The sequence below is a fragment of the Mycolicibacterium elephantis DSM 44368 genome (assembly GCF_004014805.1).
Lineage (GTDB): Bacteria > Actinomycetota > Actinomycetes > Mycobacteriales > Mycobacteriaceae > Mycobacterium > Mycobacterium elephantis.
Genome location: NZ_ATDN01000023.1, coordinates 16,568 through 38,661 on the forward strand (window position 1 = coordinate 16,568; position 22,094 = coordinate 38,661).

The 22,094-nt window shown below is 65.6% G+C and carries 22 protein-coding genes; 11 read left to right on the plus strand and 11 right to left on the minus strand.

What is annotated here, in order from left to right; all coding sequences use genetic code 11:
- The first annotated feature begins 3 nt into the window (after nt 1-3).
- The 5 genes from MELE44368_RS16150 (at nt 4) to MELE44368_RS16170 (ending at nt 2,506) form a co-directional block, all read left to right on the plus strand.
- Nucleotides 4-342 carry an ArsR/SmtB family transcription factor gene (locus tag MELE44368_RS16150; protein ID WP_128109402.1) on the plus strand — a complete coding sequence of 113 codons (339 nt, stop codon included), beginning with the start codon at nt 4-6 and terminating at the stop codon, nt 340-342.
- A gap of 2 nt (nt 343-344) precedes the next feature.
- Nucleotides 345-833, plus strand: a complete 489-nt coding sequence (locus tag MELE44368_RS16155; protein WP_128109403.1) for an SRPBCC family protein — start codon at nt 345-347, stop codon at nt 831-833.
- A gap of 44 nt (nt 834-877) precedes the next feature.
- Nucleotides 878-1,339 (plus strand): MarR family winged helix-turn-helix transcriptional regulator, encoded by a 462-nt coding sequence (locus MELE44368_RS16160; RefSeq protein WP_409366135.1) that lies wholly within the window; start codon nt 878-880, stop codon nt 1,337-1,339.
- Nucleotides 1,340-1,442: 103 nt separating this feature from the next.
- Nucleotides 1,443-1,874 (plus strand): Fur family transcriptional regulator, encoded by a 432-nt coding sequence (locus tag MELE44368_RS16165; protein WP_128109404.1) that lies wholly within the window; start codon nt 1,443-1,445, stop codon nt 1,872-1,874.
- A gap of 14 nt (nt 1,875-1,888) precedes the next feature.
- Nucleotides 1,889-2,506, plus strand: coding sequence for a heme-binding beta-barrel domain-containing protein (locus MELE44368_RS16170; RefSeq protein ID WP_128109405.1), 618 nt, complete (start codon nt 1,889-1,891; stop codon nt 2,504-2,506).
- Between the two features lie 63 nt (nt 2,507-2,569).
- Here MELE44368_RS16170 and MELE44368_RS16175 read toward each other — a convergent pair whose 3' ends face one another.
- Nucleotides 2,570-3,610: a hypothetical protein gene (locus MELE44368_RS16175; RefSeq protein WP_128109406.1), complete on the minus strand. Its 1,041-nt coding sequence runs from the start codon at nt 3,608-3,610 to the stop codon at nt 2,570-2,572.
- A 202-nt stretch (nt 3,611-3,812) separates the two neighbouring features.
- Between MELE44368_RS16175 and MELE44368_RS16180 the strand changes: the two genes are divergently transcribed.
- Nucleotides 3,813-4,448: a TetR/AcrR family transcriptional regulator gene (locus MELE44368_RS16180; protein WP_128109407.1), complete on the plus strand. Its 636-nt coding sequence runs from the start codon at nt 3,813-3,815 to the stop codon at nt 4,446-4,448.
- A 34-nt stretch (nt 4,449-4,482) separates the two neighbouring features.
- Here MELE44368_RS16180 and MELE44368_RS16185 read toward each other — a convergent pair whose 3' ends face one another.
- The 3 genes from MELE44368_RS16185 to MELE44368_RS16195 all read right to left on the minus strand — a co-directional run bounded on the left by MELE44368_RS16185 (nt 4,483) and on the right by MELE44368_RS16195 (nt 7,573).
- A complete protein-coding gene (locus MELE44368_RS16185; protein WP_128109408.1) occupies nt 4,483-5,124 on the minus strand; it encodes a TetR/AcrR family transcriptional regulator in 642 nt (213 codons plus the stop codon).
- Between the two features lie 45 nt (nt 5,125-5,169).
- On the minus strand, nt 5,170-6,885 hold the full coding sequence (locus tag MELE44368_RS16190; RefSeq protein WP_409366131.1) for a phytoene desaturase family protein: 1,716 nt from the start codon (nt 6,883-6,885) through the stop codon (nt 5,170-5,172).
- Nucleotides 6,886-6,979: 94 nt separating this feature from the next.
- A complete protein-coding gene (locus tag MELE44368_RS16195; protein WP_128109410.1) occupies nt 6,980-7,573 on the minus strand; it encodes a TetR/AcrR family transcriptional regulator in 594 nt (197 codons plus the stop codon).
- A 119-nt stretch (nt 7,574-7,692) separates the two neighbouring features.
- On the opposite strand from MELE44368_RS16195, the gene MELE44368_RS16200 reads away from it, so the two are divergent.
- On the plus strand, nt 7,693-8,694 hold the full coding sequence (locus MELE44368_RS16200) for a spirocyclase AveC family protein (protein ID WP_128109411.1): 1,002 nt from the start codon (nt 7,693-7,695) through the stop codon (nt 8,692-8,694).
- 58 nt (nt 8,695-8,752) lie between these two features.
- Nucleotides 8,753-9,832 carry a DUF7064 domain-containing protein gene (locus MELE44368_RS16205; RefSeq protein ID WP_128109412.1) on the plus strand — a complete coding sequence of 360 codons (1,080 nt, stop codon included), beginning with the start codon at nt 8,753-8,755 and terminating at the stop codon, nt 9,830-9,832.
- A 13-nt stretch (nt 9,833-9,845) separates the two neighbouring features.
- On the opposite strand, the gene MELE44368_RS16210 is transcribed toward MELE44368_RS16205, so the two are convergent.
- The 7 genes from MELE44368_RS16210 to MELE44368_RS16240 all read right to left on the minus strand — a co-directional run bounded on the left by MELE44368_RS16210 (nt 9,846) and on the right by MELE44368_RS16240 (nt 18,851).
- Nucleotides 9,846-11,465: a PEP-utilizing enzyme gene (locus tag MELE44368_RS16210; RefSeq protein WP_128109413.1), complete on the minus strand. Its 1,620-nt coding sequence runs from the start codon at nt 11,463-11,465 to the stop codon at nt 9,846-9,848.
- A gap of 10 nt (nt 11,466-11,475) precedes the next feature.
- Nucleotides 11,476-12,576 (minus strand): TIGR03857 family LLM class F420-dependent oxidoreductase, encoded by a 1,101-nt coding sequence (locus MELE44368_RS16215; RefSeq protein WP_164890125.1) that lies wholly within the window; start codon nt 12,574-12,576, stop codon nt 11,476-11,478.
- On the minus strand, nt 12,573-14,204 hold the full coding sequence (locus MELE44368_RS16220) for a PEP-utilizing enzyme (RefSeq protein ID WP_241566651.1): 1,632 nt from the start codon (nt 14,202-14,204) through the stop codon (nt 12,573-12,575). The genes MELE44368_RS16215 and MELE44368_RS16220 overlap by 4 nt, the downstream gene beginning before the upstream one ends.
- Nucleotides 14,201-15,715, minus strand: a complete 1,515-nt coding sequence (locus MELE44368_RS16225; RefSeq protein ID WP_128109414.1) for a pyruvate, phosphate dikinase — start codon at nt 15,713-15,715, stop codon at nt 14,201-14,203. The genes MELE44368_RS16220 and MELE44368_RS16225 overlap by 4 nt, the downstream gene beginning before the upstream one ends.
- Nucleotides 15,712-16,221 carry a hypothetical protein gene (locus tag MELE44368_RS16230; protein WP_241566652.1) on the minus strand — a complete coding sequence of 170 codons (510 nt, stop codon included), beginning with the start codon at nt 16,219-16,221 and terminating at the stop codon, nt 15,712-15,714. Before MELE44368_RS16230 ends, MELE44368_RS16225 begins: the two co-directional genes overlap by 4 nt.
- 150 nt (nt 16,222-16,371) lie before the next feature.
- The gene (locus MELE44368_RS16235) at nt 16,372-17,301 is read right to left on the minus strand and encodes a DUF7064 domain-containing protein (protein WP_128109415.1); all 930 of its coding nucleotides are present in this window, start codon (nt 17,299-17,301) and stop codon (nt 16,372-16,374) included.
- Nucleotides 17,298-18,851, minus strand: a complete 1,554-nt coding sequence (locus MELE44368_RS16240; RefSeq protein WP_128109574.1) for a PEP-utilizing enzyme — start codon at nt 18,849-18,851, stop codon at nt 17,298-17,300. The genes MELE44368_RS16235 and MELE44368_RS16240 overlap by 4 nt, the downstream gene beginning before the upstream one ends.
- A gap of 220 nt (nt 18,852-19,071) precedes the next feature.
- Here MELE44368_RS16240 and MELE44368_RS16245 point away from each other — a divergent pair, with 220 nt between their 5' ends.
- From MELE44368_RS16245 to MELE44368_RS16255, 3 genes are all read left to right on the plus strand, one after another.
- The gene (locus MELE44368_RS16245) at nt 19,072-19,689 is read left to right on the plus strand and encodes a TetR/AcrR family transcriptional regulator (protein WP_128109416.1); all 618 of its coding nucleotides are present in this window, start codon (nt 19,072-19,074) and stop codon (nt 19,687-19,689) included.
- A 688-nt stretch (nt 19,690-20,377) separates the two neighbouring features.
- Nucleotides 20,378-21,208 (plus strand): MlaE family ABC transporter permease, encoded by an 831-nt coding sequence (locus MELE44368_RS16250; protein ID WP_241566665.1) that lies wholly within the window; start codon nt 20,378-20,380, stop codon nt 21,206-21,208.
- Nucleotides 21,208-22,092: an ABC transporter permease gene (locus MELE44368_RS16255; RefSeq protein ID WP_409366132.1), complete on the plus strand. Its 885-nt coding sequence runs from the start codon at nt 21,208-21,210 to the stop codon at nt 22,090-22,092. Before MELE44368_RS16250 ends, MELE44368_RS16255 begins: the two co-directional genes overlap by 1 nt.
- The last annotated feature ends 2 nt before the right edge of the window (nt 22,093-22,094 follow it).

Here is a 22,094-nt window from a genome sequence, read left to right on the forward strand (position 1 = left end):
TGTATGTTGGGGCCTGTGGCCGAGCAGGACGAGGACCGAGCGGACGCGTTCTTCCACGCCCTGGCCGACCGGACTCGGCGGGACATCCTGCGCCGGGTGTTGGCCGGAGAGCACTCGGTCACCGCGCTCGCGGCGAAGTACGCCATGAGCTTCGCCGCGGTGCAGAAACACGTCGCCGTGCTGGAGAAGGCAGGCCTGATCTCCAAGCGTCGCGAGGGGCGAGAGCAACTGGCGAGCGGCGATGTGGATGCGGTGCGATCAGTCGCCTCCATGCTCACCGAGCTCGAAGACGTCTGGCGTGGCCGCATTGCCCGCATCGACGACCTACTCAGCGAGGAATAACCATGCCTGTCACCGATATCCGCAAGAACATCGACGACCGCACCCTGACGATCACCGCGGAGTTCGCGGCGCCCGTCGAGCGGGTCTGGCAGATCTACGCCGACCCGCGCCAGCTCGAGAAGATCTGGGGTCCGCCGGGCTTTCCGGCGACCGTGGTGGAGCACTCCCTCACCCCGGGCGGCACCGTCACGTACTACATGACCGGGCCCGACGGCGCGAAGTACGGCGGCTACTGGAAGGTCACCGCCGTCGACGAGCCGCGCAGCTTCAGTTTCGAAGACGGCTTCGCCGACGACGAGCTCAAACCGGCGGGCGACATGCCGGTCGCGCACAGCACCTACACGTTCGAGCCGGTCGGCGACGACGCCACCAGGGTCACCTACGTCAGCAAGTACGAGTCGGCCGAAGGCCTGCAGAAGGTCCTCGAGATGGGCGTCGAGGAAGGTTCGAGGGAGGCGATCAACCAGATCGACGCACTGCTCGCGAACTGACACCCGGCGACCGCTGGCGCGCGCGTGCGATACTCGCGGGCGTGGTGCGCAAGAGGTCGACCGACTCGACAGCGCGGGAGCTAGCGATCATTCAACGCGCCACCAGCGATCTGGTCGGGGTGGCCTTGCGCAGCGTCGAGGGCCTCGAAGTCTCGCTTCCGCAGTTTCGGCTGTTGCGCGTTCTTGACGAGTTGGGTGCGGCCAGCGCCACGCAATGTGCGCAGGTGCTGGGTGTCGGGGGGTCGTCGATCACCCGGTTGGTGGATCGGCTCGACGCGTCGGGACATCTGGTTCGTCGGCCGGATGCCGGTAACCGCAGCGCAGTCGTGCTGGCTTTGACCGACGAGGGCCGGCGGCTGGTCAACAGGGTCGAGGCGCGTCGGCGGCGCGAGCTCGGTAATGCGCTGGCTCGGCTCGAACCCGACGATCGAGCCCAGTGCATCACGGCGCTGGAGCGGTTGCACGAGGTGCTGGAAGCACCAGAGGACCCGCGGATCCCGTACTGACACAGGGCCGTCCGAACACCCACCGAATTGCCGAATGCAAGACTTGTCTTGCGCAAGACAATAATCAGCGGTAATCTTGGCGCACTCCAGAAACGAGGAAGCGATGCAGAGCGCCAAGGACAAGCTTCGCGCCGCCGGCCTCCGGGTGACCCGGCCGCGCCTCGCAGTTCTTGCCGAACTCGAGAACCATCCCCACGCCGACGTCGAGACAATCGCCACCGGCGCCCGGGCGCGCCTGGGCGCCGTGTCGACCCAGGCGATCTACGACGTCGTGCACGCGCTCACCAGGGTCGGGCTGTTACGTCGCGTCGAACCGGCGGGCAGCCGGACCCTCTTCGAGATCGAGACCGGCGACAACCACCACCATTTGGTCTGTCGCAGCTGCGGCGTGATCGTCGACGTTGCTTGTGCGACAGGCGAAGCGCCGTGCTTGCAGGCCAGCGACGACCGAAACTTCAGCATCGACGAGGCCGAGGTGACGTATTGGGGCCTCTGCCCGGCATGCCGAGCTGTGTCAACCGAAACCACCAATTGAACGGAGCATCGCAGATGACACAAATTCTCGACCGCACCGCCGTCCGGGGCCCGCAGAAACTCGGGCCGCTGACCCCGCTGGTAGGCGAGTGGGAGGGCAACGGTGGCGTCGACCTGAGCTATCACAACAACGACGACGTCACCGGCGAGACAACCTATTTCGAGACGGCCGTCTTCAAACCGATCCCGATCCAGGAGAACGGCCAACAGGTGCTCTGGGGGCTCAACTACTCGATGACGGCCTGGCGGCACGGCGAGGAGGCCATGGACCCCTTCCACGACGAAATCGGTTTCCTGCTCTGGGACAAGGCCAACGGACAGGTGATTCGCAACGTGGTGTTCGGCCGGGGCATCGCGATCCTGGCCGGCAGCGACGCCGCGGTCGGCGACCGCACCCTGCATTTCAACGCGACACCCGGCGACCCTTGTTACGGGGTGCTACAGAATCGCTACCTGCTCGACCGCGCTGAGATCAAGGGCTTCACCAGCAGTTTCACGTTCAACGACGACGGCACCTTCAGCTACAAGTCTGATCTGCAGTTGCGGCTGAGCGCCATCGGCGGCGAGATGCACCACACCGACGAGAACACCCTGCACCTCGTCAAGCGGTACCACCCGGGTAGCGAGGCCTGAGGCGACGCAAATCGGGCCGACGACAACGCCAGAGACGTTGCCGTCGGCCCGATTGCGTGCGACCTAGACCGTAACCGGTTGTGGGGTACGGGCCTGGTTGGCCGCGTTGCCGATGAAGGTCGGCCCGACGATGAGCGCCTGCGACGGATCCTCGGGATTGGTCGGAATACCATCACCGGGCTTGACGCCGCCCTCTTCACACATCTTCTGCCACAAATTCATTCGAGTGGTACGGCTGGGCGTGAACTTGCCGTAGAGGAAGACCCGCCACAGCGTCCAGCGCGGCGCGGGCAGATGGTCGGGTCGCCCGACGAGGCGGTGCAGGACGACCATCCAACCGACCATCATCGCCATCATGATCGTGGTCGCCACCCAGCGCATCCACACGGGCATGGTCGAGTTGAGGGCCAGGATGTGGATGGATCCGACCCCGAAGTAGGCCACCATCATGCCGAACGGTGCGGCCAGCAGCAGGAGCAGCTTGCTCCAGCCTTGCAGACGCGGCACCGCGAACGCCAAGACCGCGCCGACCGTGACGAACGAACCGCCGTTGATGAAGCCCCACCAATACGGGAAGCCGAGGAACTCGTAGGGCTGCACGCCGTAATAGAGGTACACGCCGAGGTTGATGCCGATGGTCTCCATCAACGCGTCGGTGGCGATACCCAGGCCGAGCAGCATGAAGAACACATTGCGGTGAGCGCCGTTGCGGATGACGAAGTAACAGAAGTAGGCCTCCAACCCGAGGAAGGCCACGTAACACAGCGGGATCAGTGCAGGCACCGTGATACCGAAGTTGGTGAACGCGGGCGTGAGGTTGCTGGCCCAGTGCAGATGGCCGAGCAGGTCCAGCATCGGTTCCAGCAGGCTGCAGATCAGGCCGCTGCCGAGCACGATCAGCGGAATGTAGTTCTTGGCGCGCACCGCGGCCCGGATCGCCCACGGGGTGGCGAAGATGACCACCGCGGCGCCGGCGATGAAGAAGAACACGATCTCGGCGGTGAGGCTGGCCTCGAAGTGGCCGGGCGCCGGCTGCATCTGGGGCGGCCACCCCTGCTCGTCGCTGACCAACGGCCACCAACTGGTGGCGAGTATCCGATCCATCGCGTATGACCTCCTCAGAGAAACAGTGGCCGGGCATCACCTGCGCAAACGCGCGTCGGTGGCGCGATCTGTCAATCACGACCACATGTGGACTGGCTCACATTAACACAATGTCCGTACACTATGTACACCCAATTCGAATTCAGATTAAACGCGGTACCGGCCCGGCGGGTGGGACCGCCCGGGAAGTATGGTCGGGGACATGACCGAGACCTCTCGCCGCTACGCCAAGCGGTTCAGGTCGGTGGAAACAGAGGGCGTGCGGCCGGTAGATCAGATCCTTACCGCCACGCTGGGGCTGCTCGGCCAGAGAACCTTCGACGAGATCAGCGTGGCCGACATCCTGGCCGAGTCGAAGGTCTCAAGAACGACCTTCTACTTCTATTTCGCCTCCAAGTTCTCGGTCCTGAGCGCATTGCTCGAGCGCGCGATGAGCGACATCTTCGAGACGGTTCAACCCTTTCTCAGCCGCGCGGAGGAGGACTCGCCCGAGGAGGCCCTCGAACGCAGCATCCGGGCAGTCACCTCGGCGTGGCACCGCCATCGCAGCGTCCTGCAGGCCGCGGCTCATCATTGGCACTCGAACCCGGAGCTGAATGCGCTCTGGCTACAGATCGCGGAACGTTTCATCAGTGCCGGCGCCGAGGAGATCGAGCGCGAGCGCGCGGCGGGCAAGATCGCCTCCTCGGAGTCGAGTCGGGCGTTGGCCGCGGTGCTCTTCTGGGGCACCGAGCGGGTCCTGTACGCGGCGGGTCTTGGTGTGGAGCCGTCGCTGGTCGACGAAGAGGGCGCCGTCGGGCCGCTGGTGGCCATGTGGCACGGTACTCTCTACAGGTGAGCAACCGGCTATCGAAAACCGTTGTGGCAACCGCCTATTCGGACCGATCGGCACCGAGGCCGGTCCGTACCAGTATCTGAGCCGTTCTCACGACGCCGTCTACCGTGCCTCGACTCGGATCCCACCACTCGGCGGCCCAGTTGAGGGCGCCGATCACGAGCAGCCGGGTTATCCGAGGATCCACGTCGGCTCGGAGCTCGCCGTCGGCGATCGCATCGGCGAACAGGCGCTGCCAGATACGGCCATAGACCGCTTCCTCCCTCTTCTGCCGGGCGCCCAGGTGTTCGGGAATCTGACCGGAGTTGCGGATCGACGCGGTGGTGTAATCGGACAGCTCCAGTTCGTGCCGCAGATGCGAATCCACCGCGGCCATGATCCTGTCCATGGCCGTGGCATCAGGCGGCAGCTCGTCGAGCTTCTGCTCCAGGCGTCGTCGCATATCGCTGATACCGCTGTACATGACCTCCTCGATGAGGTCTTCCCGCGACGAAAAGTAGTAATAGATCGCCGGTGCCTGTAGTTGCGCGTACTCGGCGACATCCGTCAACCGGGTACCCGCAAAACCCTTGACGCTGAGCACATGTGCGGCGGCGTCCAGGATCCGAACACGGGTGCGGTGTGACTTCGAATCACCGCTCTCGCCGTTCGCGGAGAATGCGCTGAACTTCTTGGCCATCACCCGATCACACGTCGTGGGCGTAAGGGCCGAAGCGACGCTGCGTCACTCTTGGCCCGGGAAAGGATCGTTCGGCCCGGACGAATAGGGGTCGTCGACCAGTGCCGCCCGCCTGCGCTCGCGCCGGAGTCGATCCTTGAGGGCGCCCAGGCGTCCGCCCTTGTCCTCCAGCCGGAATTGCTTGAGCATCGTCCTGGCGGCGTTCTGGCCGGGCATGCCGCTGATGCCCGCGACGGGGTGTGTGCCCGACCCGGTGAGGAACAGTCCCTCGACGGGGGTGCGGTAGCCGGCGAAACCGGCAACGGGTTTGTTCGGCCCGAAGCGGCTGATCGTGGGATCGACGTGGTAGACCGAACCGTCGATGGCCCAGAACCGCTCCTCGATGTCGGGCAGGACCAGCGGCCGCACTGCCACCTGCAGATCCTCCACGCCTTTGTAGTACTCGTCGGCGTCCTTGATGATGCTGTCGGTGATCTGCTTGCGCGCGACGTCCCACCCGTCCTCGGGAAACGAGGGGGTCAGGCCGGTCCAGAACCACCAAAGATCCTTGCCCTGCGGTGACATCGACGGGTCGAACGCGTTCGTCACCTGTGCGAGGCCGGGAATGGCGTCGGGTACCTTCCCCCTGACGCAAGCGCGCGCGGCGGCCTTGGCCTGCTCGTAGGTGTGGTAGCAGTTGCAGGCGATGCGCAGGTCGATGCCGTCGCCGCGCCACTTCTCGTGCTTGGACATGTCGATGCGTCCGGACAGGGCCACGTTGATCTTGGCGTCGGCAATGCCGCGCTTCCGGGTCGGGATATGGTCGGCGGCAACCTGTTTCTTGTGCTCGAGAACGCCGCGGGGCAGCAGGCGGGTCAAGGTGGTTCTCGGGCTGCACGCGGTCAGGACCCCGCGGCGAGCCCGGATCTCCTCGCCACCGCGGACCCGAACGCCCGTGCATCGCGCGTTCTCGATGAGGAGTTGCTCCACGGGGGAACTGGTGATGATGTCGCCGCCGTTGTCCTTGAGCACCGCGATCAACGCCTTGGGCAACGACCCGGTGCCGCCGTGGAACATGGCGACGCCGTACTTGGAGAGCACGCCGAGATAGATCAGCGACCACCCCGACAGATCCGCATCGAACGGCATGAACGGCAGCGAGGTCAACAGCGGCGCGCGGATCATGTCGTGCTCGAAGCTCTCCTCGACCGCCTCGACCTGTGAACTCGACATCCAACGCCCAAGTGCGATGAGGTGCCTGCGATTCTTGACCACCCCCTTGGCGGCCGTGAGTATCGCCTTGATGTCGGGCTGCATGACGTTGGTCTGCATCATCGGCAGACCCATCGCGACCGCGGCATCGATCACCTCGTAGAGCTCGAGAAGGGCACGGGCGTCCTTCTTGGAGAAGTACTCCAGCTCGGCTGCGGTCTTGCGCGGATCCCGCCACAGGCCCAGCGAGCTGCCGTCCGCGGCGAGCTGGAAGTGGGCCGGGTCAATGACGGTCTGGCGCAACCCATAACGAGTCGACAGCTCGAGATCGTCGTTGATCGTGGTGGTGCGGAACAGCGAAGCCTGAATCGACGCCTCGTTGAGCGTGAAGCCCGGGGCTTCCGGTTCAAAGGGGTTCGTCGACGTCATACCGCCGGGAGTGGGCGCCGCCTCGACAACCAGCACATCGAGTCCTGCCTTGGCCAGATACGCCGCCGCGACCAGCCCGTTGTGGCCGGAACCGACCACGACGACGTCTGCTTCACGGGGGGCCTGCGTTGCGGTGCTCAAAACGACCTCTTTCGACGGGGACGACATTGGGATCCTTACGAATAGCTTTTTTATTTTATGTTAAAGTCAATACTGGGAGGCGGGTAGCGCCGTGTCAAGACTGGGGTGGGGTGGTGGCCATCGTCAGCGAGGTCATCACGAAACGCTCGATCAGCGATCGCTCCTGCTGCTGTGGGATGTTCCGGCGCAGGATGATCGACGCGTAAACCGTGTGCAGCCAGTCGGCGAGCTCTTCGTTGGACAAGTCGTTGCGCAGCAGTCCGTGGCTGCGGCCGTAGTCCAGCCACGGACGCCAGAACTGCAGCGCTCGTTCGGTCAGCTCGGGCGTCCACAGCGCCTCGTGGGCCGTTATCGGGCTGCCGTCTCCCCACAGCGCTGTCAGCTCGGGATCGTTGCGCAGCGCCTCGATGATCCTGACCGACAGCTCGACGAACGCCTCGTGGAAAGCCTCACCCGGAACGGTGGTGCCCGCCGCCGCGTCGTCGGCGATCTCGAGGATGCGGTCGATGACGGCCGCCAGCAGCAGCTCCCGGCGATCGAAGAACACTTTGTAGACCAGCTGCCGGCTGCAACCCGCGACGCGACCAACCTCCGTCATCGTCACGCTGCGAATACCCTTGGAGCGCAGAAGATTACGCGCCGCATCCAGGATGCGACGACGAACCTCCGCGCGCGTGGGTTGCGTCACCTTGGCAGATTACCGCGGACAGCCGGACGGCTGTCGCGGCTATTGACAAACAACAGCGGACGTGGACATCATGCCCACATCGTATACACATTGACCAATTTGTGACCAGAAGGACGCAGATGTCTCTGACCGCGCGGCCAGCGGGCGAGGTCGGCAAACCGCAGGACCGACCCGACCCACCCCCTCTCGGCCGGCAGGGCCCGGCCACGTTCCTGGCGCTGATCGGTGTCGTTTGGTTCGTCGTGTGCGTGTACGTCATCGCACGCTGGGTCACCTCGGGTGAGGATTTCACCCCCGCACCGCACATCGGTCCAGACGTCATGGAGGACTGGCGGCTGATCGCCCTGCGGGTGTTCGAGGCGATCAGCCTCGCGGTGATGGCGGCCTTCGTCTGGTACTGCGTCATCAAGCCGCTGCGCGAGACCGGCCGGATAGGCCTCGACGGGAAGTTCGTCATCGGCGGCATCATCTGCTTCGTCGCCGACGCGTTCCTCAACGTGCAGCAGTACCTGTTCGCGTGGAACAGCGCCAACGTCAACCGCGGCGTGTGGGTTCGCTTCCTGCCCTTCCACAATCCGGATGCCCCCACCCGCTATGCGGAGTCGCTGATCTGGGGCCCGCCGATGTACATCTACTTCTGCGCGGGTGTGGCGATCGTGGCGTGTCACGAGGCCAAGCGGGTGCGGCGGCGCTGGCCGAACATCAGCAAGTTCCGCCTGTTCGTTTTCATCTTCATCTTCGAGTTCCTGTTCGACTTCATCGTCGAGAACATCGTCATCAGGACCACCCACGCCTACGCGTTCGCGAAAACCTATGAGCCGCTGACACTGTGGGCCGGCGAGGTGCACCAGTTCCCGATCTACGAGTCGATCCTGGTCGCGTTCGTGGGCTGCGTGTTCACCTGGGCGCGGATCGAGGCCGACGAGCGTCCGGTCGGCGCCTCGCCGATCGAGGTCGGCGTGGAACGGTGGCGGCCGTCGCTGCAGCCGCACGTCCGCAACTTCGCGGTGCTCGGGTTCTGCATGGTGACGCTGGTGTTCGTCTACCACCTGCCGTTCAACTGGCTGGGACTCATCGGCACGTCGTACGCGGACCTGCCCAGCTACCTGTTGCCGGGCTGAGCCTCGCTGCCGGGCCCTGGGTGAAAGGCCTTGTACCGCAGCGTGAGAAGCTGTGGCCATGACCCCGGTCCCAGAGACCCAGCCGACTCGGTTCCGGACGGGTGACAACCCGTTCGCGGTGGACGGCGCCGACGACCTGCTGCACGTTCCCCCCGCCGACCAGCCGGGGTGGAGCGAGACCATGTACTTCCACGTCTGGTCGGCCGAGGAGAACGTCGGCGTCTTTGTTCACGCCGGCCGCTGGCCCGATGACCTCGACCTGTGGTGGGCGCAGACGATCGCCATGCTGCCCGACGGCAGGTTGCTGGTCGACCGGTCGTGGGGGCGGGCGAGCGACGACCGCGGCCCGGCGACCGGGAACCTGCAGGTGACCTGTGTAGAACCGTTGCGGCGCTGGCGGTTACGGTTCGACGGTGCAGGTGAGATCACCGATCTGCACGCCATGTCCGCCGCCCCGGCCGGTGCCGGGCCTGCGCAGGCGTTCGCGTTCGACATCGAGCTGACGGCCGCCGCGCCGGTGTGGGACATGGCCCGTGCGCTCGGTGCCCCCGAACCGCGGATCGGCGAGCTGTCCTGGGCGTCGTTTCACCACACCCAGGGCTTCCACGCCGACGGCGAACTGCGCACCGGCGGCTCCCGATACGGTCTGCACGGGGTGGCGCACCGCGATCATTCCAGTGGAATTCGCGATGTCAGCCGTCTGGGCGGTCTCAACTTCTTCGTCTTGGTGTTTCCCGAATCCGCCCGGGTGGCGAACGGTTTGGTGAATTGGCGGGTTGACGGAACCGTCGACCACCGAGTCTTCAGCGTGCACGAACACGGGGTATCCGAGACGGGATTCGATCTACGGGTGACCGGGCTGGAGTCGTTCCAGATCCATCAGCCACGTCAGATGTCGATCACGATGGCCCGGAAGACAGGGCCCTATCGGCTGCGTGCCGAGTGGCTGCACGGCTACACGATGACCTTCTTGGCGCCCAACGAAGCCATCATTGGCGCAGACCTTGTCAGTCAACCGGATCCGCTGATCATCACGCAGAGCACGGTGCGCGCCGTCGCCCCCGACGGCGCCGTCGGTTACGGCGTGATCGAGCGGGACTACCGGCCGTCGATGTTGCCCTCACCCGAGGAACGGTGAACGGCCGGGCGCACTAACTGGCGTTTTCGGAGGCTCGTGCCCGCTCGAGCACCGTCACCTCGCCCGCGCCGCCGTCGACGCGGATGAGGTCACCGGTTTGCAGCACGCGGGTGCCGTCGCCGGTCCCGATCACGCAGGGGATGCCCATCTCGCGGGCCACGATCGCGCCGTGCGACGCCGTCGAGCCGATATCGATCACCGCGCCGGCAGCCAGATGGAATGCCGAGGCCCACGACGGGTCGGTGGTACGGCAGACCAGGATCTCATCGGGCTCCAGGTCGTCCAGGTCGTCGGCTGAGGCCAGCACCCGGGCGAAGCCCTCAGCGACACCATGGGCCCCCGCCACACCCGACACCGTCACGGCGTCACGGTCGCCCGTCTTCGTCAGGGCCACCGGAACCGGTGGCCCCACCCACGCGTCGGGGACATCGATCTGTTCGTAGGCCGCGCGCAGCTCTCGGCGCTGCGCCACCAGCTCGCGCGCGTTTGCCAGTGGCGTGCCGCGGATCTCGTCGATGGTGAGGTAGTAGACGTCGCGTGGGTCGTCGATGACGCCACTCGCCGCCAACTCCGCGCCCCGAGCGGCACAGGCCGCGCGGGCCGCGTCGAAACCCTTGGCCAGTGCGGCCTTTCCCTCCTCCCGCAACGGAATGTAAGTGGCGGCCAATCGGATCAGCAGCCGTCCAAGGAGCCGCTTCCATCTTGGTAGCGCGGTCAACAGGTCGTGTTCGGCCTGCTGGCGGACCTGAGCCCGAGCCATGGCGGTCGCAGCGGGATCCTGGCGTTGCGGGGCGGTTCGGTACTTGTCGACCATCCGCTGGACGAGATCGGGGCGTTCGCGCCACGACGGGTTGGACACCTCGATCTCCCCGGCACAGCGAAAGCCGTACTCCGCCAGGAACTCCGGCATCGACAGCCGTCCGAGTGCGACGTCGTTAAGTGCCGCCACCAGCGCGGTCTCAACCATCTGGCCATAGCCGGTGGACAACTCGAGGTGCAATCCGGGCCGGCCCGCGGACTCGGCGAGACCGCCCAGTGCGTCAAAGACGGCCTGGGCGACGAATGTGCCTGCCACGTGCACGCGCATGGCGTATTCAAGATTCTTCAGCGCTTGGCTGATCCGAGTCTCGAACGGCCGGGCCATGCCCCGATCCGAGGTGCTGAACCGCCACCAGGCGTCCAGATCCCGCGACATCCGCCGGATGCGCCGCGGCAGAGTGACGACAGCCAGCGGCGCCTTGACGGCCACTACGTGATACCGCCGCCGGGAGGAGGTGTCCGGCGCGCCTTCCCGGGACGAGCCGAAGACCTGCTCCTCGAACGCCGCACCGGATTGACCGGGAATCAGGTCGCTGATGCGGCGGAAGTAGTTGATGCTGGCGGTGTATCGGCCGTAGAACACCGACGACGACGATTCCTCCGGCGTCCGGCCCGCGGTCACTTCGCTTCGGCGCAACACGCCGAGGTCGTAGAAGGTGCCATTGACGGCCAAATCGCTGACCGGCAGCCACAGAGTGGCGCCCAACGGGCTCATTACACCCTGGTAGTTCTCCCGTGTGTTGATAGTCGACCAGGCATCGTTGGGCCCGGACTCGCAGTGCATCGGATTCGGGGCGTGCAGATCGATCGTCATGATCGGCTACCTACAGGTTGCTTGTCCAGGCGGCGAGCAGTCCGGCATTTTGTCGCGGAGTGCTTCCGTACGTTGCGATCTCGTCGACACCGGCGGCGGCGAACTCGCGGAGCTTGGCGGCGCACTGTGCCGCGGTACCCAACGCGCATGACGCGGACATCCACTCGTCGGGCACCAGGTCGGCGGCTTCCAGCAGTTGGATCCGGTGAAACGCGGTATCGGCGAGCTCATCGCCCCTGGCGCTCAAGGTTTCGGCCAGCGCCGCCCGCAGCCGTTCAACAGGGGCGAAGTCCCAGCCGTTGACCCTTGCCAGTGCCATGCCGTACTCGGGTGCCTGCAGATAGGTCACCGCACGGGCATGCGCCAGCGCCCGGGTCTCTTCCTCGCTCAGATCCGGTGCGGTAACGACACATTGGACTATATGCAGCGAGCCCGGATCACGGCCGGCGGTCTGGCACGCTCCGCGTAGCCGCGTCACCGCGGCGGCGGATGCTTCCGGAGGCATCATGGGCGGCAGGATCACACCGTCGAAGGCTTCGGCCACCGCGGCAGCTGCCTTGGGCATGCCGAACGTTCCGTACAGCACCTTCGGCGCGGGGCCCTGGTAGGTGTCGCCGAGCTTGATGTTGCGGTACCTGCCCGCCGGGCCGTCGTAGGTCACCGTTTCGCCGGCCCACAACCGGCGCAGGATCTTGACGTAATCCACGATTGCGTCGAAGCCGGCGGTGCGCAGCCCTTCGTACCGGAGGTAGGCGTGGTCCCCGCGGCCCAGACCCAGAAGGAACCTCGGACCGAATGCGGCGTGCATCGTTGCGCCCAGTGCAGCCATGTGCAGTACGTGGCGCCGCGCCGGCGACACCAGACCGGTGCCGAGCCCGACCCGGCTCGTTCGGGCGCCGATTGCGCCGAGGACGACACCTGCTTCCTTGAGGTTCCACCGTTCGGAGAGGTAGACGTTGGCGAAGCCCAGGCTTTCGGCCTCGACACCATCGTCGATTCCCTTCACGACTGTTCGCGCCGCCGTCTCGGTGGTGACGGTGTCGGGCGGGTTCGACGGTGGATGAGACACCACCCGACCGGCGATCAAGTACGCGCCGAGACGTGTTGTCATGATGTCACTGCGGGCGAGCTGTGCAGGATTTCGACGGTGCCGCGGTCGCCGTCAACCCTGATCAATTGGCCGTCGGGGATGCGGCGACTGCCCACCTCGGTGCCGCATACGCAGGGGATGCCGATCTCACGCGCGACGATCGGGCCGTGGCTGAGTAGCCCACCGTGGTCGGTGACCACGGCCCCGGCCACCAGGAACAGCGGCACCCACGCCGGGTCGGTCGTCTCGCACACGAGGATGTCACCCTCGTCGAGCTCTACCGCGTCGGGATTCCGCACCACCCGGGCCCGTCCCTCGGTGACGCCGCCGCTGGCCGCCACCCCGGTGAGCACCTCACCGGGGCTGAGGGGTGTGCGGTCCTCGTCGGCGGTCTTGAGTATCGGAGGTTGCCCGGACCACGACTTCGGCAGTCGAATCGCCTGGCGCTGTTGGTATTCCGCGGCCCGCGCCGCGACGAGGTCCCGCTGATCTGTGTGGATCCCGGCCACGAGCCCCTGATAGCGCAGGTGAAAGATGTCATCGGGGTCGGCGATCAGCCCGCGTTCGGCCAGCAGCGTGCCCATCCGGCGGGCCGCGGCTCGCGCCACATCGAAGGTCCGCAGATAACCGGCCTTGCCCTGCTCGCGCAGCACCAGATAACGGGTGGCGAGCTTGACGACCCCGGCGACGAGGGGCCGCTTCAGCCGTGGCGTCGCGGCCAGCAGATCTTGAAGGGCCTCAGCCCGGGTTGCGGCCTGTGCGGCGCTGCGGTTACGGGGCGCACGCGGACTGTCGGCGCTGATCGAGAGGTAGTCGTCAAGGCGCGCAAGCACCGGTGCCGGGTCTTCCCGCCAGGTGACTCCGGACAGCTGTCCCTCGTTGGGGCCGTGATAGCCGTGCCGATCGGTGAACTCCCGCAAGGAGATCTGCTCATGGGCCAGTGCCCACAGGTCGTGGGCCACCTCGTTCTCGTCCGAGCCGACACCCGACAGCAGCGCCGCCTCCAGACCGGGCCGGTCGGCGGATTTTGCGAGTGCGGCGACCTTCTCGGCGAGAGACGAGCTCACCATCGCCACGCCCATGTGGATGCTCATGATGTCCTCGAACCTGACCCGCGCGTCCGCAAGCGTTGCCAGGCAGGCGCGTTCATCCATATCGGCGATCTGCGCGAGCTTCTCCAGCCGCCATCCGCGCAGCTCGGCGGACATGGTGTCGTGCCGTTTCGGCGTCCGGACCAGCCACCGAGGTGCTTTCGTGAGAATAGCGGGGTAGCGGCGGAAGCTGTTCTCGTTGACTGTCCCCGGGCGGACGAACCCGAACAATTGCTGTTCGACCGCGCTCGCGGTGGTGCCCGGCATGCGGTTAGCGATCTCCCGGAACTTGTCGATGTTGCCTGCGCCCCAACCCTCGAACACCGCCCAGAAGCAGTCCTCGGCGCGGGCGGGTACGACCAGCTCTTGCTTCGAGTAGACGCCGAGGTTGTAAAAAATTCGCCGAAACGCCATCTCCATTGCGGTGAAGACGAAATCGAACCCAAAGGTGGTGAATACGCCGGGGAACGCCTCGGCGACGTTGCCGGTGGTCCAGGTCTGGTCCGGGCGAGAATCAGTCGTATTGAGGGAGTCGAACATGGCCTCGAGAGTCGTCACCGGGCTCCATCCTGGTCTTGGCGTCGGGTTACAAGGCTCACGAGATCGACTGCGGGATCGGGCTCACCCAGTTCATCCCGCAGCCAACGCTCCACCAGGTTGAGGTCTTCATCGTTCTTCGGGTCCGGTGATCGAACCGGCAATTCACCGAGGTGGACGGTGCCCGCGTCGGCGTCCACCGTCACGACCTGACCGGCCAGTGCGGTGACGGTGTCGACACCGCAGCCGACGACGCACGGCACGGCCATCTCCCGGCATACCACGGCGGCGTGCGAGGTGGATCCCCCGATCTCGCTCACGACCGCTACCGACGCCGCCATGCCCGCGACATCGTCTGGGTCGGTTGTGGGGCGCGCCAGGACCACCTGATGCCCTTCGTCCGAGAGTTGTTCAGCCTCATCGGCATCGGTGACGACGACACCGGTGGCGATACCGGGACATGCCGATTTGCCGGCAGCCACGGGAGGTGACTCGGCGACGGCGCCAGGATCGAGTTGTGGCCGCAGCAGCGCGCGTACGTGGTCGGCGGTAATTCGGTCGAGCGCCTCGGCGATGCTGATCAGCCCGTTGCGTTGAAACCGTGTCGCGCATCGAAGCGCGGCTCGGGGTGTCCGCTTGGCGGGCCGCGCTTGCAACAGCCAGAGCGTGCCGCTCTGCACGGTGAACTCGATGTCCTGGACGTCGCGGCCATCGCGTTCGAGGGTTGCGGCGGCGGCCAGTAGCTCACGGTGCACCGCCGGCATCTGTTCGGCGAGGTCGGCGAGGTGCAGCGCATCCGCCCGGCCGGAGACGACATCCTCACCCTGTCCGCGGGGCAGCCACTCGCCGTAGGGCTCGGCCGCACCCGTCAGCGGGTTCTGGGTGAAGAGCACTCCGGTGCCCGACTGATCGTCAAGGTTGCCGAATACCATGGCCTGGATGGTGACGGCCGTTGCGCCCTCATCGGAGATGCCGCGCGACTGCCGATATGTCACAGCGCGTTTCGAGTGCCAGGAGTCCAGCACGGCGCGAATGGCCAAGTCCAGTTGCGCCCACGGGTCATCGGGCGGTGTTGTGCCGACGACCTTTTCGAACTGCTCGCGAAATCGATGGTGAGTGTCGGCGGCGTAACCAGCGTCTTTGGTCTCCTCTGCCAGCGCGGCCTCGACGGCCGGAGTCATACCAAGGTTGAGGACGGTGTCCATCATTCCGGGCATCGAGATCGCGGCGCCCGAGCGGACCGAAACCAGCAGGGGCTTTGTTGCCTGCCTGAAGGCGCGACCGCTGCGCCGCTCGAGTTCCGCCATCGCGGATCTCACCTCGGCGTCGAGCTCGACTGGGAGGTTCCGGCCCGCGCGGTGGTATTCGCGGCATACATCGGTGGTCAACACGAAGGCCGGGGGGACGGGAATCCCCAGCGACAGCATCCTCTGGATGCTCCAGGCCTTTCCGCCGATGAGTTCGCGGGGGAGATCTCCGTGCACGTGCAGCGGTTGCACCCGTCGGGTGACGCTGTGGGCCGGTGCGCTCACTCCGCCCTCCCAGCCGCGGCTTCTTCCGCACGGGAGAGCCCCGCCAGGCCGATGAGGTCCTCGTGCAGTTCGAACCACACGGTGTGATAGCTGTCGGCCAGCGGCTTGGCGAACCACGAATGGTCACCGGCAGCCACCCGGTCGACTGCGTTGCCGAACCGAGCCGGATAGTGCTCGAGGCGAGGTGCGGCAGCGACTATACGCGCCAAGAGATCCCGGAATTTCACATCGAGCGTCGCAAGGTCATCGATGATCGCCTGATCGTAGTCGGGGTCGTTGTGGTCGTTCGGGGTGTCCGGGTCCTTGAGCTGCCAGCGAGTCATCAGGGCCTTCAGCTCGGCATTGAAGGAGCCGAACTCGGCGTATAGCGCTGCAATCTGCTGGCCGTCGATCGTCTGCCGCTCCGCGTCGAGCTGATCGGTGAGGTGGTCGCGGCCCTGGGCCGTCACCTTGAGCCGACCGCGAACTTCATCGACGAAACCGGAGGCGATGAACTGCTCGATCAACTCCGTGCACCGGGGCTGAGGCAGCCCGGTCGAGGCGGGCAGATCGGCGGCGAGTACCAGGCCCTTCAGTTGCAGTGTCCGGAGCAACCGGAGCCGGTCCAGATCCACCTTGTTATCTGTCGGTGTAGCCATCATCGTTCCTGTCTGCTCTCAGTGCACGCGGTGGACAACGCCCTGCTCGACGAAGCCGGCGCCGCTGGATTCACCGCAGCGCAGCGTCATGAAGTCGTCGTAAGTGCCAAAGGCGGGCCCGTCGGTTTCGCGGCCCATCGGGACGAAGAAGCTGGCCTCGCGAGTCGCCATCGTGACGGTCTTGGTGCGGCCGTCGGCCAACGTCAATGTGCCGGCGAGGAACTGGGCCGCGGCGTTGCGCCGGAAGCGGATGTCGGTGATATGAACGGCGCCGTTGTCATCGACCCAGTAGCCGTCCGAACGAAGCGATCCGTCGGCTCCGAGGAACTTCATCGCGGACAGGAACGCTCCGTCGATGACGCCGACCAGGCCCGCATACTCGATCCACTGCGCGGCCTCGTCGCGGAAACCCCAAGTGCGGTCGCGCATCCCGGTTGCGTCGACCCGATATTCAATTCCGGCGTGTTCGACCGTGCCGCGCAGCGTACAGGCCTGCTGGAAATGCTGGAGGGGCTTGCCTGGGACGAGCGGTGGGATCAAGTCGTTCAGGCTGAAGTCGGCAGGCGTCCACAGCGGCGCATTGCCGAAGAAGACCTTCAGGTCGGGATGATCCACGCGGATCGTTCCATCGAGCTCGAACGACAGAGATTCACTGGAGAAGGAACCGGCGGGCAGGTCCTCGATGATCTCGACGGCTTCCGCACCGCTCTTGGGGCCGAGTTGGATCGAGAACCGGGCGCGGCGCGCCTCGGCGTCGTTGGGAGAAGTGGAGACGTGGATGCTGCCGTAGACACCTCCGGCCACATCCCAGAACGAGAGGTACGCGTTGTCCTTCCAGATCGGATCGTCCGGACCCGCGGCATCGGCATGAATGGAGGTGGCCAACGGGCCCCAGGCAGCGATGCCGCCCGCGTGCGGCGAGGCTTCGGCGGCAAGGGTTTCGGTCATCGAGACGTCCTTTCTAGGGTCGCTGTGGACAGGTGGGCGGACTTCAAAACCTGTACGGTGCCGGCGTCTCCGTCGACCCTGATGATGTCGCCGGTGCGTAACACCGTGGTTCCGGTCTTGGTGTTCATCACGCACGGGATGCCGAGTTCGCGGGCGACGACGGCGGCGTGGCTCATCAGACCGCCGATGTCGACGACGAGCCCGGCACTGAGAAACATCAGCGACACCCAGGACGGATCGGTGGTATGCGTGATCAGGATGTCGCCGTCGGTGATGTCGGCCTCGGCTGGATCGTGCACGACAACGGCCCGACCTTCGACAACGCCTGCGCACGCACCGATTCCGGACAGCAAGCCGGTCTCGCTGTCGTCGGTGGCATCAGAGGTACCCGTCGGCTGCGGTGTCGGTTGCCCTGTCCAGGCACTGGGGATGGCCACGGCCTGGTATCCGCGGCGCTCCAGGCGTCGTGCATTGAGCAGGGTTGCGAGATCCGTGCGGGCGTCGGCGACGACGTCGCCGGTGAGTTCGTCGATGGTGAGGTAGAACGCGTCTTCGGGGTCAGCCAGTCGGCCGGCATCGACCAGCATCGCGCCGATATGACGGGCGGCGGCGCGCAGTACGTCGAGGGACTGCAAGTACGAGACCTTGCCGGTGCCGCGAAGCGGAATGTAGCGACGCGCCAGGCGGAGCACCAGACGGGCCCGGACCGCGGCCGCAGGCGACAGCGAGGAGAAGAGCCGTCGTTCGGCCTCGGCGCGCTGGCGCAGACCGTCAAAAGCGTTGGCATGAGGCGATTCCGAGTCGGGTTTTGCGCGATATCGCTGCACCAGCGCATGCACGGCCTCGGGATCCTCCCGCCAGACCCGCGTGGCGAGTTCACCTTCCCCGGGGCCGTGGTAGCCGTGCCTGCGGATGAACTCCGCCTCATCGAGCGAGTCACGGGATGCGGCCCACAGATCCTCGAGGACTGCGCCCTCCTCGTGGGAGCTGCCGCGTAGCAGCGCGGCGGCGTCGACACCGCCGGCCGCGGCCAGTTTCGACAGCTGATCCTGCACGGGCTGGATGACGGTCGCGGAGATAACAGCTTGAGCGGCAAGGGCATCGAAGAACCGGTCGCGTGCCTCGGCAGCTGTCCGCTTTGCATGCGCCAGGTCCTTGAGGTGCATGCCTGCGATCTCCCACCCCCACCAGGTGGCGGTGTCAACCCGCAACCGGTCGATCCTGCGCCCGATTGTTAGCAGCGTCCGGGGATAGCGCGCCGCGATGAAGGGCAGCCGTCGGTTGGAGGGACGGCTGTGGAAGTCCGGCGGCACGAATCCGAAGAAGTCACGGGCCAGCGCCTCGCCGGAGTGGCCTGGTATGAGATCGCCCATCTCGCATAGGAAGTCCACTCGAACGGCCATGCGACCGAAAAAGGCGCCGGTGATGTGCTCCGCTGGATCCTGCGGAATGCCCCGGCGATGGGGCGGCAGCGCTCCCATCGCCACGAAGGGTTCGCGAAGGCCCAGCTCGCTGGCCGGTACCCAGACACTGGCGGTCAAGGGCGTCATGACACCGGGAACCGCCTCGGCGAGGTTGATCGAACTCCAGGTCGCCTCGGCCGGCGACGTCATATGCAGCGGGGTTGGCTTGGTGAGATCCGACATCAAGTCACGCTGCATTGCGACTCCCGTCACGTTTCGAATCAAGAATAAAAATGGAGTCTACGGCGTATACTTTGGCGGACGCAACCGGGTCATGGCCGCGAGACGTCCAGTTGGAGGTGCACGCATGGCGCGAGCGGGGTTGAACCGTCAGGCGGTCGTGCGTGCCGCGGTTCACATTGCTGACGCCGAGGGCATCGAGGCGGTCAGCATGCGCCGCGTCTCACAGGAGTTGGGGGTAACTCCGATGGCGCTGTACCGCTACCTGCCGGACAAGTCGGGGCTGATCGACGTCGTCGTCGACGAATCGTTGGGCGTTGTACCACTGGTCGACCCTGATGGGGACGTTGTACCCGAACTGCTCCGTTGTTTCGGCGGGCTCTACGAGTTCCTGCTCGTGCACCCCGGGCTGGCGCGGGCTGCAGGCGAGCGGCCACTTGTCGGGCCGGTGGCGACTCGAATCGGCGATCAGGTGCTGGCGCTTCTCCATCGCAGCGGCGTCACCGGAGACGACGCCGCAACCCTTGTCGTCTCTGCTTTCAGCCTGGCCCTGGGCAGTGCGCTCTACCGGACTTCACGACGTGGCCGTGGGGGTAACGACTTCTCGCGTTCAGGCGTCGAGGCCCCGGTGGTTCAACGGGTGCAGGACCAGTTGATATCGGCCAGTCGGGACGATCGGATGTTCCGCGACGCCCTCGAACGGCTGGTTGCCAGCTATCTCGATGTCGGCGCGGTCCAAGGATGACGCTGATGACTTGCGATAACGCGTCGTTTCGGCTGATGTGAGGCAAGTTCTCAATTTGAGTCCAATTCAACGAAATTCAAGTGCTGTTTGACGCAGGACGCTGGGGATGTTGCTTGCGCCGGGTGCTCAAGGCGGCTGGGCCGCCCGATTTCGGCAACTCAGATCACACGGGTTGACTCACTATGACCCGCGTCATACCATCACACCCCGAGTCGGCCGGGCCGCTGCTAACAGAAGTCGCTTCGGCGAATGTCGGCCCACGAAGTTGAGATTCGGACCCCAGACAATTCAGAACCCACTGAGAACGGGAGACTCCTATGGACAGTCCAGCAGGTACCCGCGTTTTCGGCGCTTCCGGCGGGTCCGTGGTAGCCAAATTTTTTTACCTGACAAATTTAATTTTAATTAGAAGTAAGCTGACCGGATCGGTGGTGAAGAACGACGGCATAACGGGAGGCAGGAGCGCAGAGATGGAATCGGTGACGGACCAGTACGAGAACGACCGTTGACCGGCCAGTCTGATCGCGACGAACTCCAGGGCCAGCTCTTGTCGGCTGCGCCCGGACTGGCTCACGACGAGGCGGCGGACGCCCATCCCGGCGGTGCCGTCGCCGTCTTGGATCGCCGGCCGGTCGAAGTGGATCCGGCAGGTCCGCAGACCGACCGGTTTCAGGCCTCGACCCGTGCGGTGGTGAACGGACTCGGCAAGGCCGCGAGCAGGGCGGCGTCGAAAGCAGGCTCAATCCCGTCGACGAGCGTGGCCACCACGGGGCGGGGTGTGCTCCTCGCTGCGAAGGTGCTGCGGTACGCCGTCACCGACACACTCACGCTGAAACTTCCGTTCGGTGAGCTCATCATCCAGGCCTGGACCCTGCTGAAAGTCACTGCGCTGCCTGCAGTTCTGATGGCCATTCCGTTCGGGGCCATGGTGGCGGTGCAGGTGTCGGGTCTGGTCAACGAGGTCGGTGCGAACTCTCTGGTCGGCTCCATCACGGGCGTCGCGGTGCTTCGTCAGGGCGCACCCGTCACGGCAGGGCTGTTGATGGGCGGTGCAGCTGCTGCGGCGATCGCCTCTGACTTCGGTGCACGGGCGATACGTGAGGAACTTGACGCACTGCGAAGTCTCGGTGTCGATCCGGTGCGACGATTTGTGGTGCCGCGGTTTCTGGCGCTGCAGCTGATCACCCCGATTCTGGTCGTGATCGTCATCGCGATGGGTGTGGGGGCCGCATTCCTGATCGCGACCGTCGTCAATGACGTGACGCCGGGCAGCTTCTGGCTGTCGTTCGGGGCGTTCGCCAAGATGGTCGACGTCTGGTTCACCATGGGCAAGGGTCTGGTGTTCGCGGCGATCGTCGCGATCGTGTCCTGCCAGCGCGGGATGGAGGCGAAGGGCGGTCCGCGCGGGGTGGCGGATGCGGTGAACGCTTCGGTGGTGCTGAACGTGCTGCTGATCATCGTGGTGAACCTCGCGATCACGCAGTTGCAGACGATGTTCTTCCCAATGGCGGTGGCATGATGGCCGGCTTATCCCAGCACACCGCATCGGTGCCCTCGAAGCCACTGGTGAAGCCTCTGCGCCTGTTGCGGGCACCCGTCAACGGACTAGTGCGGGCCATGCAGAGCGCCGGGCGGTGGCTAACGTTCGTGGCCCAGACGTTCTGGTTGCTACCGGTCACCATCCGGAAGTACCGCCGCGAAACGATGGTGGTGATGAACAATCTCGCCTGGGGGCGGGGTTCGATCATCGTCGACGGCGGTGTCGTCAGCGTGCTGGGGATCCTGGGTGTGACGGTCGGCGCCATTGTGGCGATCGAGGCCTTTGCCACGCTCAACCTCATCGGGTTGGGCGCTCTGGCCGGTGTGATCGGGGGCTGGGGCAATGTGCGCGAAATGGCCCCGTTGGTGGCGGGGGTGGCCTTCGCCTCGCAGGCCGGATGCCGGATGACCGCAGAGATCGGTTCGATGCGGATCGCCGACGAAATCGATGCCACCGAGGCGATGGGCTTGCGCGCCATCCCCTTTGTGGTCGGAACCCGGGTGATCGGCGGTCTGCTGTGTGTCATTCCCGGATTCCTGCTCACGTTGGCGATCAGCTTCGTCACGTCGAGCGTGATGATCAAGATCATCTACGGCCAGCCTGGTGGCACCTACGACCACTACTTCGTGCAGTTCCTGACCGTGACGGACGTGGCTCAGTCACTCTTGAAGGCCGTCGTGTACTGCACGGCGGTGACGCTTATCCATTGCTACTACGGCTTTTTCGCCGCAGGCGGGCCGGTTGGCGTCGGTGAGGCGTCCGGGCGGGCGATCCGCACCAGCCTGGTCACCATCATGGTGCTGGACCTCGCCACGACCATCCTGCTGTGGGGGCTGCGGCCGGAATTCGTGTTCAAGGGATAGGG

Coding starts and splice junctions, on each gene's coding strand:
- MELE44368_RS16150 (WP_128109402.1), top strand. CDS start 4: ATGTTGGGGCCTGTGGCCGAGCAGGACGAGGACCGAGCGGACGCGTTC.
- MELE44368_RS16155 (WP_128109403.1), top strand. CDS start 345: ATGCCTGTCACCGATATCCGCAAGAACATCGACGACCGCACCCTGACG.
- MELE44368_RS16165 (WP_128109404.1), top strand. CDS start 1,443: ATGCAGAGCGCCAAGGACAAGCTTCGCGCCGCCGGCCTCCGGGTGACC.
- MELE44368_RS16170 (WP_128109405.1), top strand. CDS start 1,889: ATGACACAAATTCTCGACCGCACCGCCGTCCGGGGCCCGCAGAAACTC.
- MELE44368_RS16175 (WP_128109406.1), bottom strand. CDS start 3,610: ATGGATCGGATACTCGCCACCAGTTGGTGGCCGTTGGTCAGCGACGAG.
- MELE44368_RS16180 (WP_128109407.1), top strand. CDS start 3,813: ATGACCGAGACCTCTCGCCGCTACGCCAAGCGGTTCAGGTCGGTGGAA.
- MELE44368_RS16185 (WP_128109408.1), bottom strand. CDS start 5,124: ATGGCCAAGAAGTTCAGCGCATTCTCCGCGAACGGCGAGAGCGGTGAT.
- MELE44368_RS16200 (WP_128109411.1), top strand. CDS start 7,693: ATGTCTCTGACCGCGCGGCCAGCGGGCGAGGTCGGCAAACCGCAGGAC.
- MELE44368_RS16205 (WP_128109412.1), top strand. CDS start 8,753: ATGACCCCGGTCCCAGAGACCCAGCCGACTCGGTTCCGGACGGGTGAC.
- MELE44368_RS16210 (WP_128109413.1), bottom strand. CDS start 11,465: ATGACGATCGATCTGCACGCCCCGAATCCGATGCACTGCGAGTCCGGG.
- MELE44368_RS16215 (WP_164890125.1), bottom strand. CDS start 12,576: ATGACAACACGTCTCGGCGCGTACTTGATCGCCGGTCGGGTGGTGTCT.
- MELE44368_RS16235 (WP_128109415.1), bottom strand. CDS start 17,301: ATGACCGAAACCCTTGCCGCCGAAGCCTCGCCGCACGCGGGCGGCATC.
- MELE44368_RS16240 (WP_128109574.1), bottom strand. CDS start 18,851: ATGACGCCCTTGACCGCCAGTGTCTGGGTACCGGCCAGCGAGCTGGGC.
- MELE44368_RS16245 (WP_128109416.1), top strand. CDS start 19,072: ATGGCGCGAGCGGGGTTGAACCGTCAGGCGGTCGTGCGTGCCGCGGTT.
- MELE44368_RS16255 (WP_409366132.1), top strand. CDS start 21,208: ATGGCCGGCTTATCCCAGCACACCGCATCGGTGCCCTCGAAGCCACTG.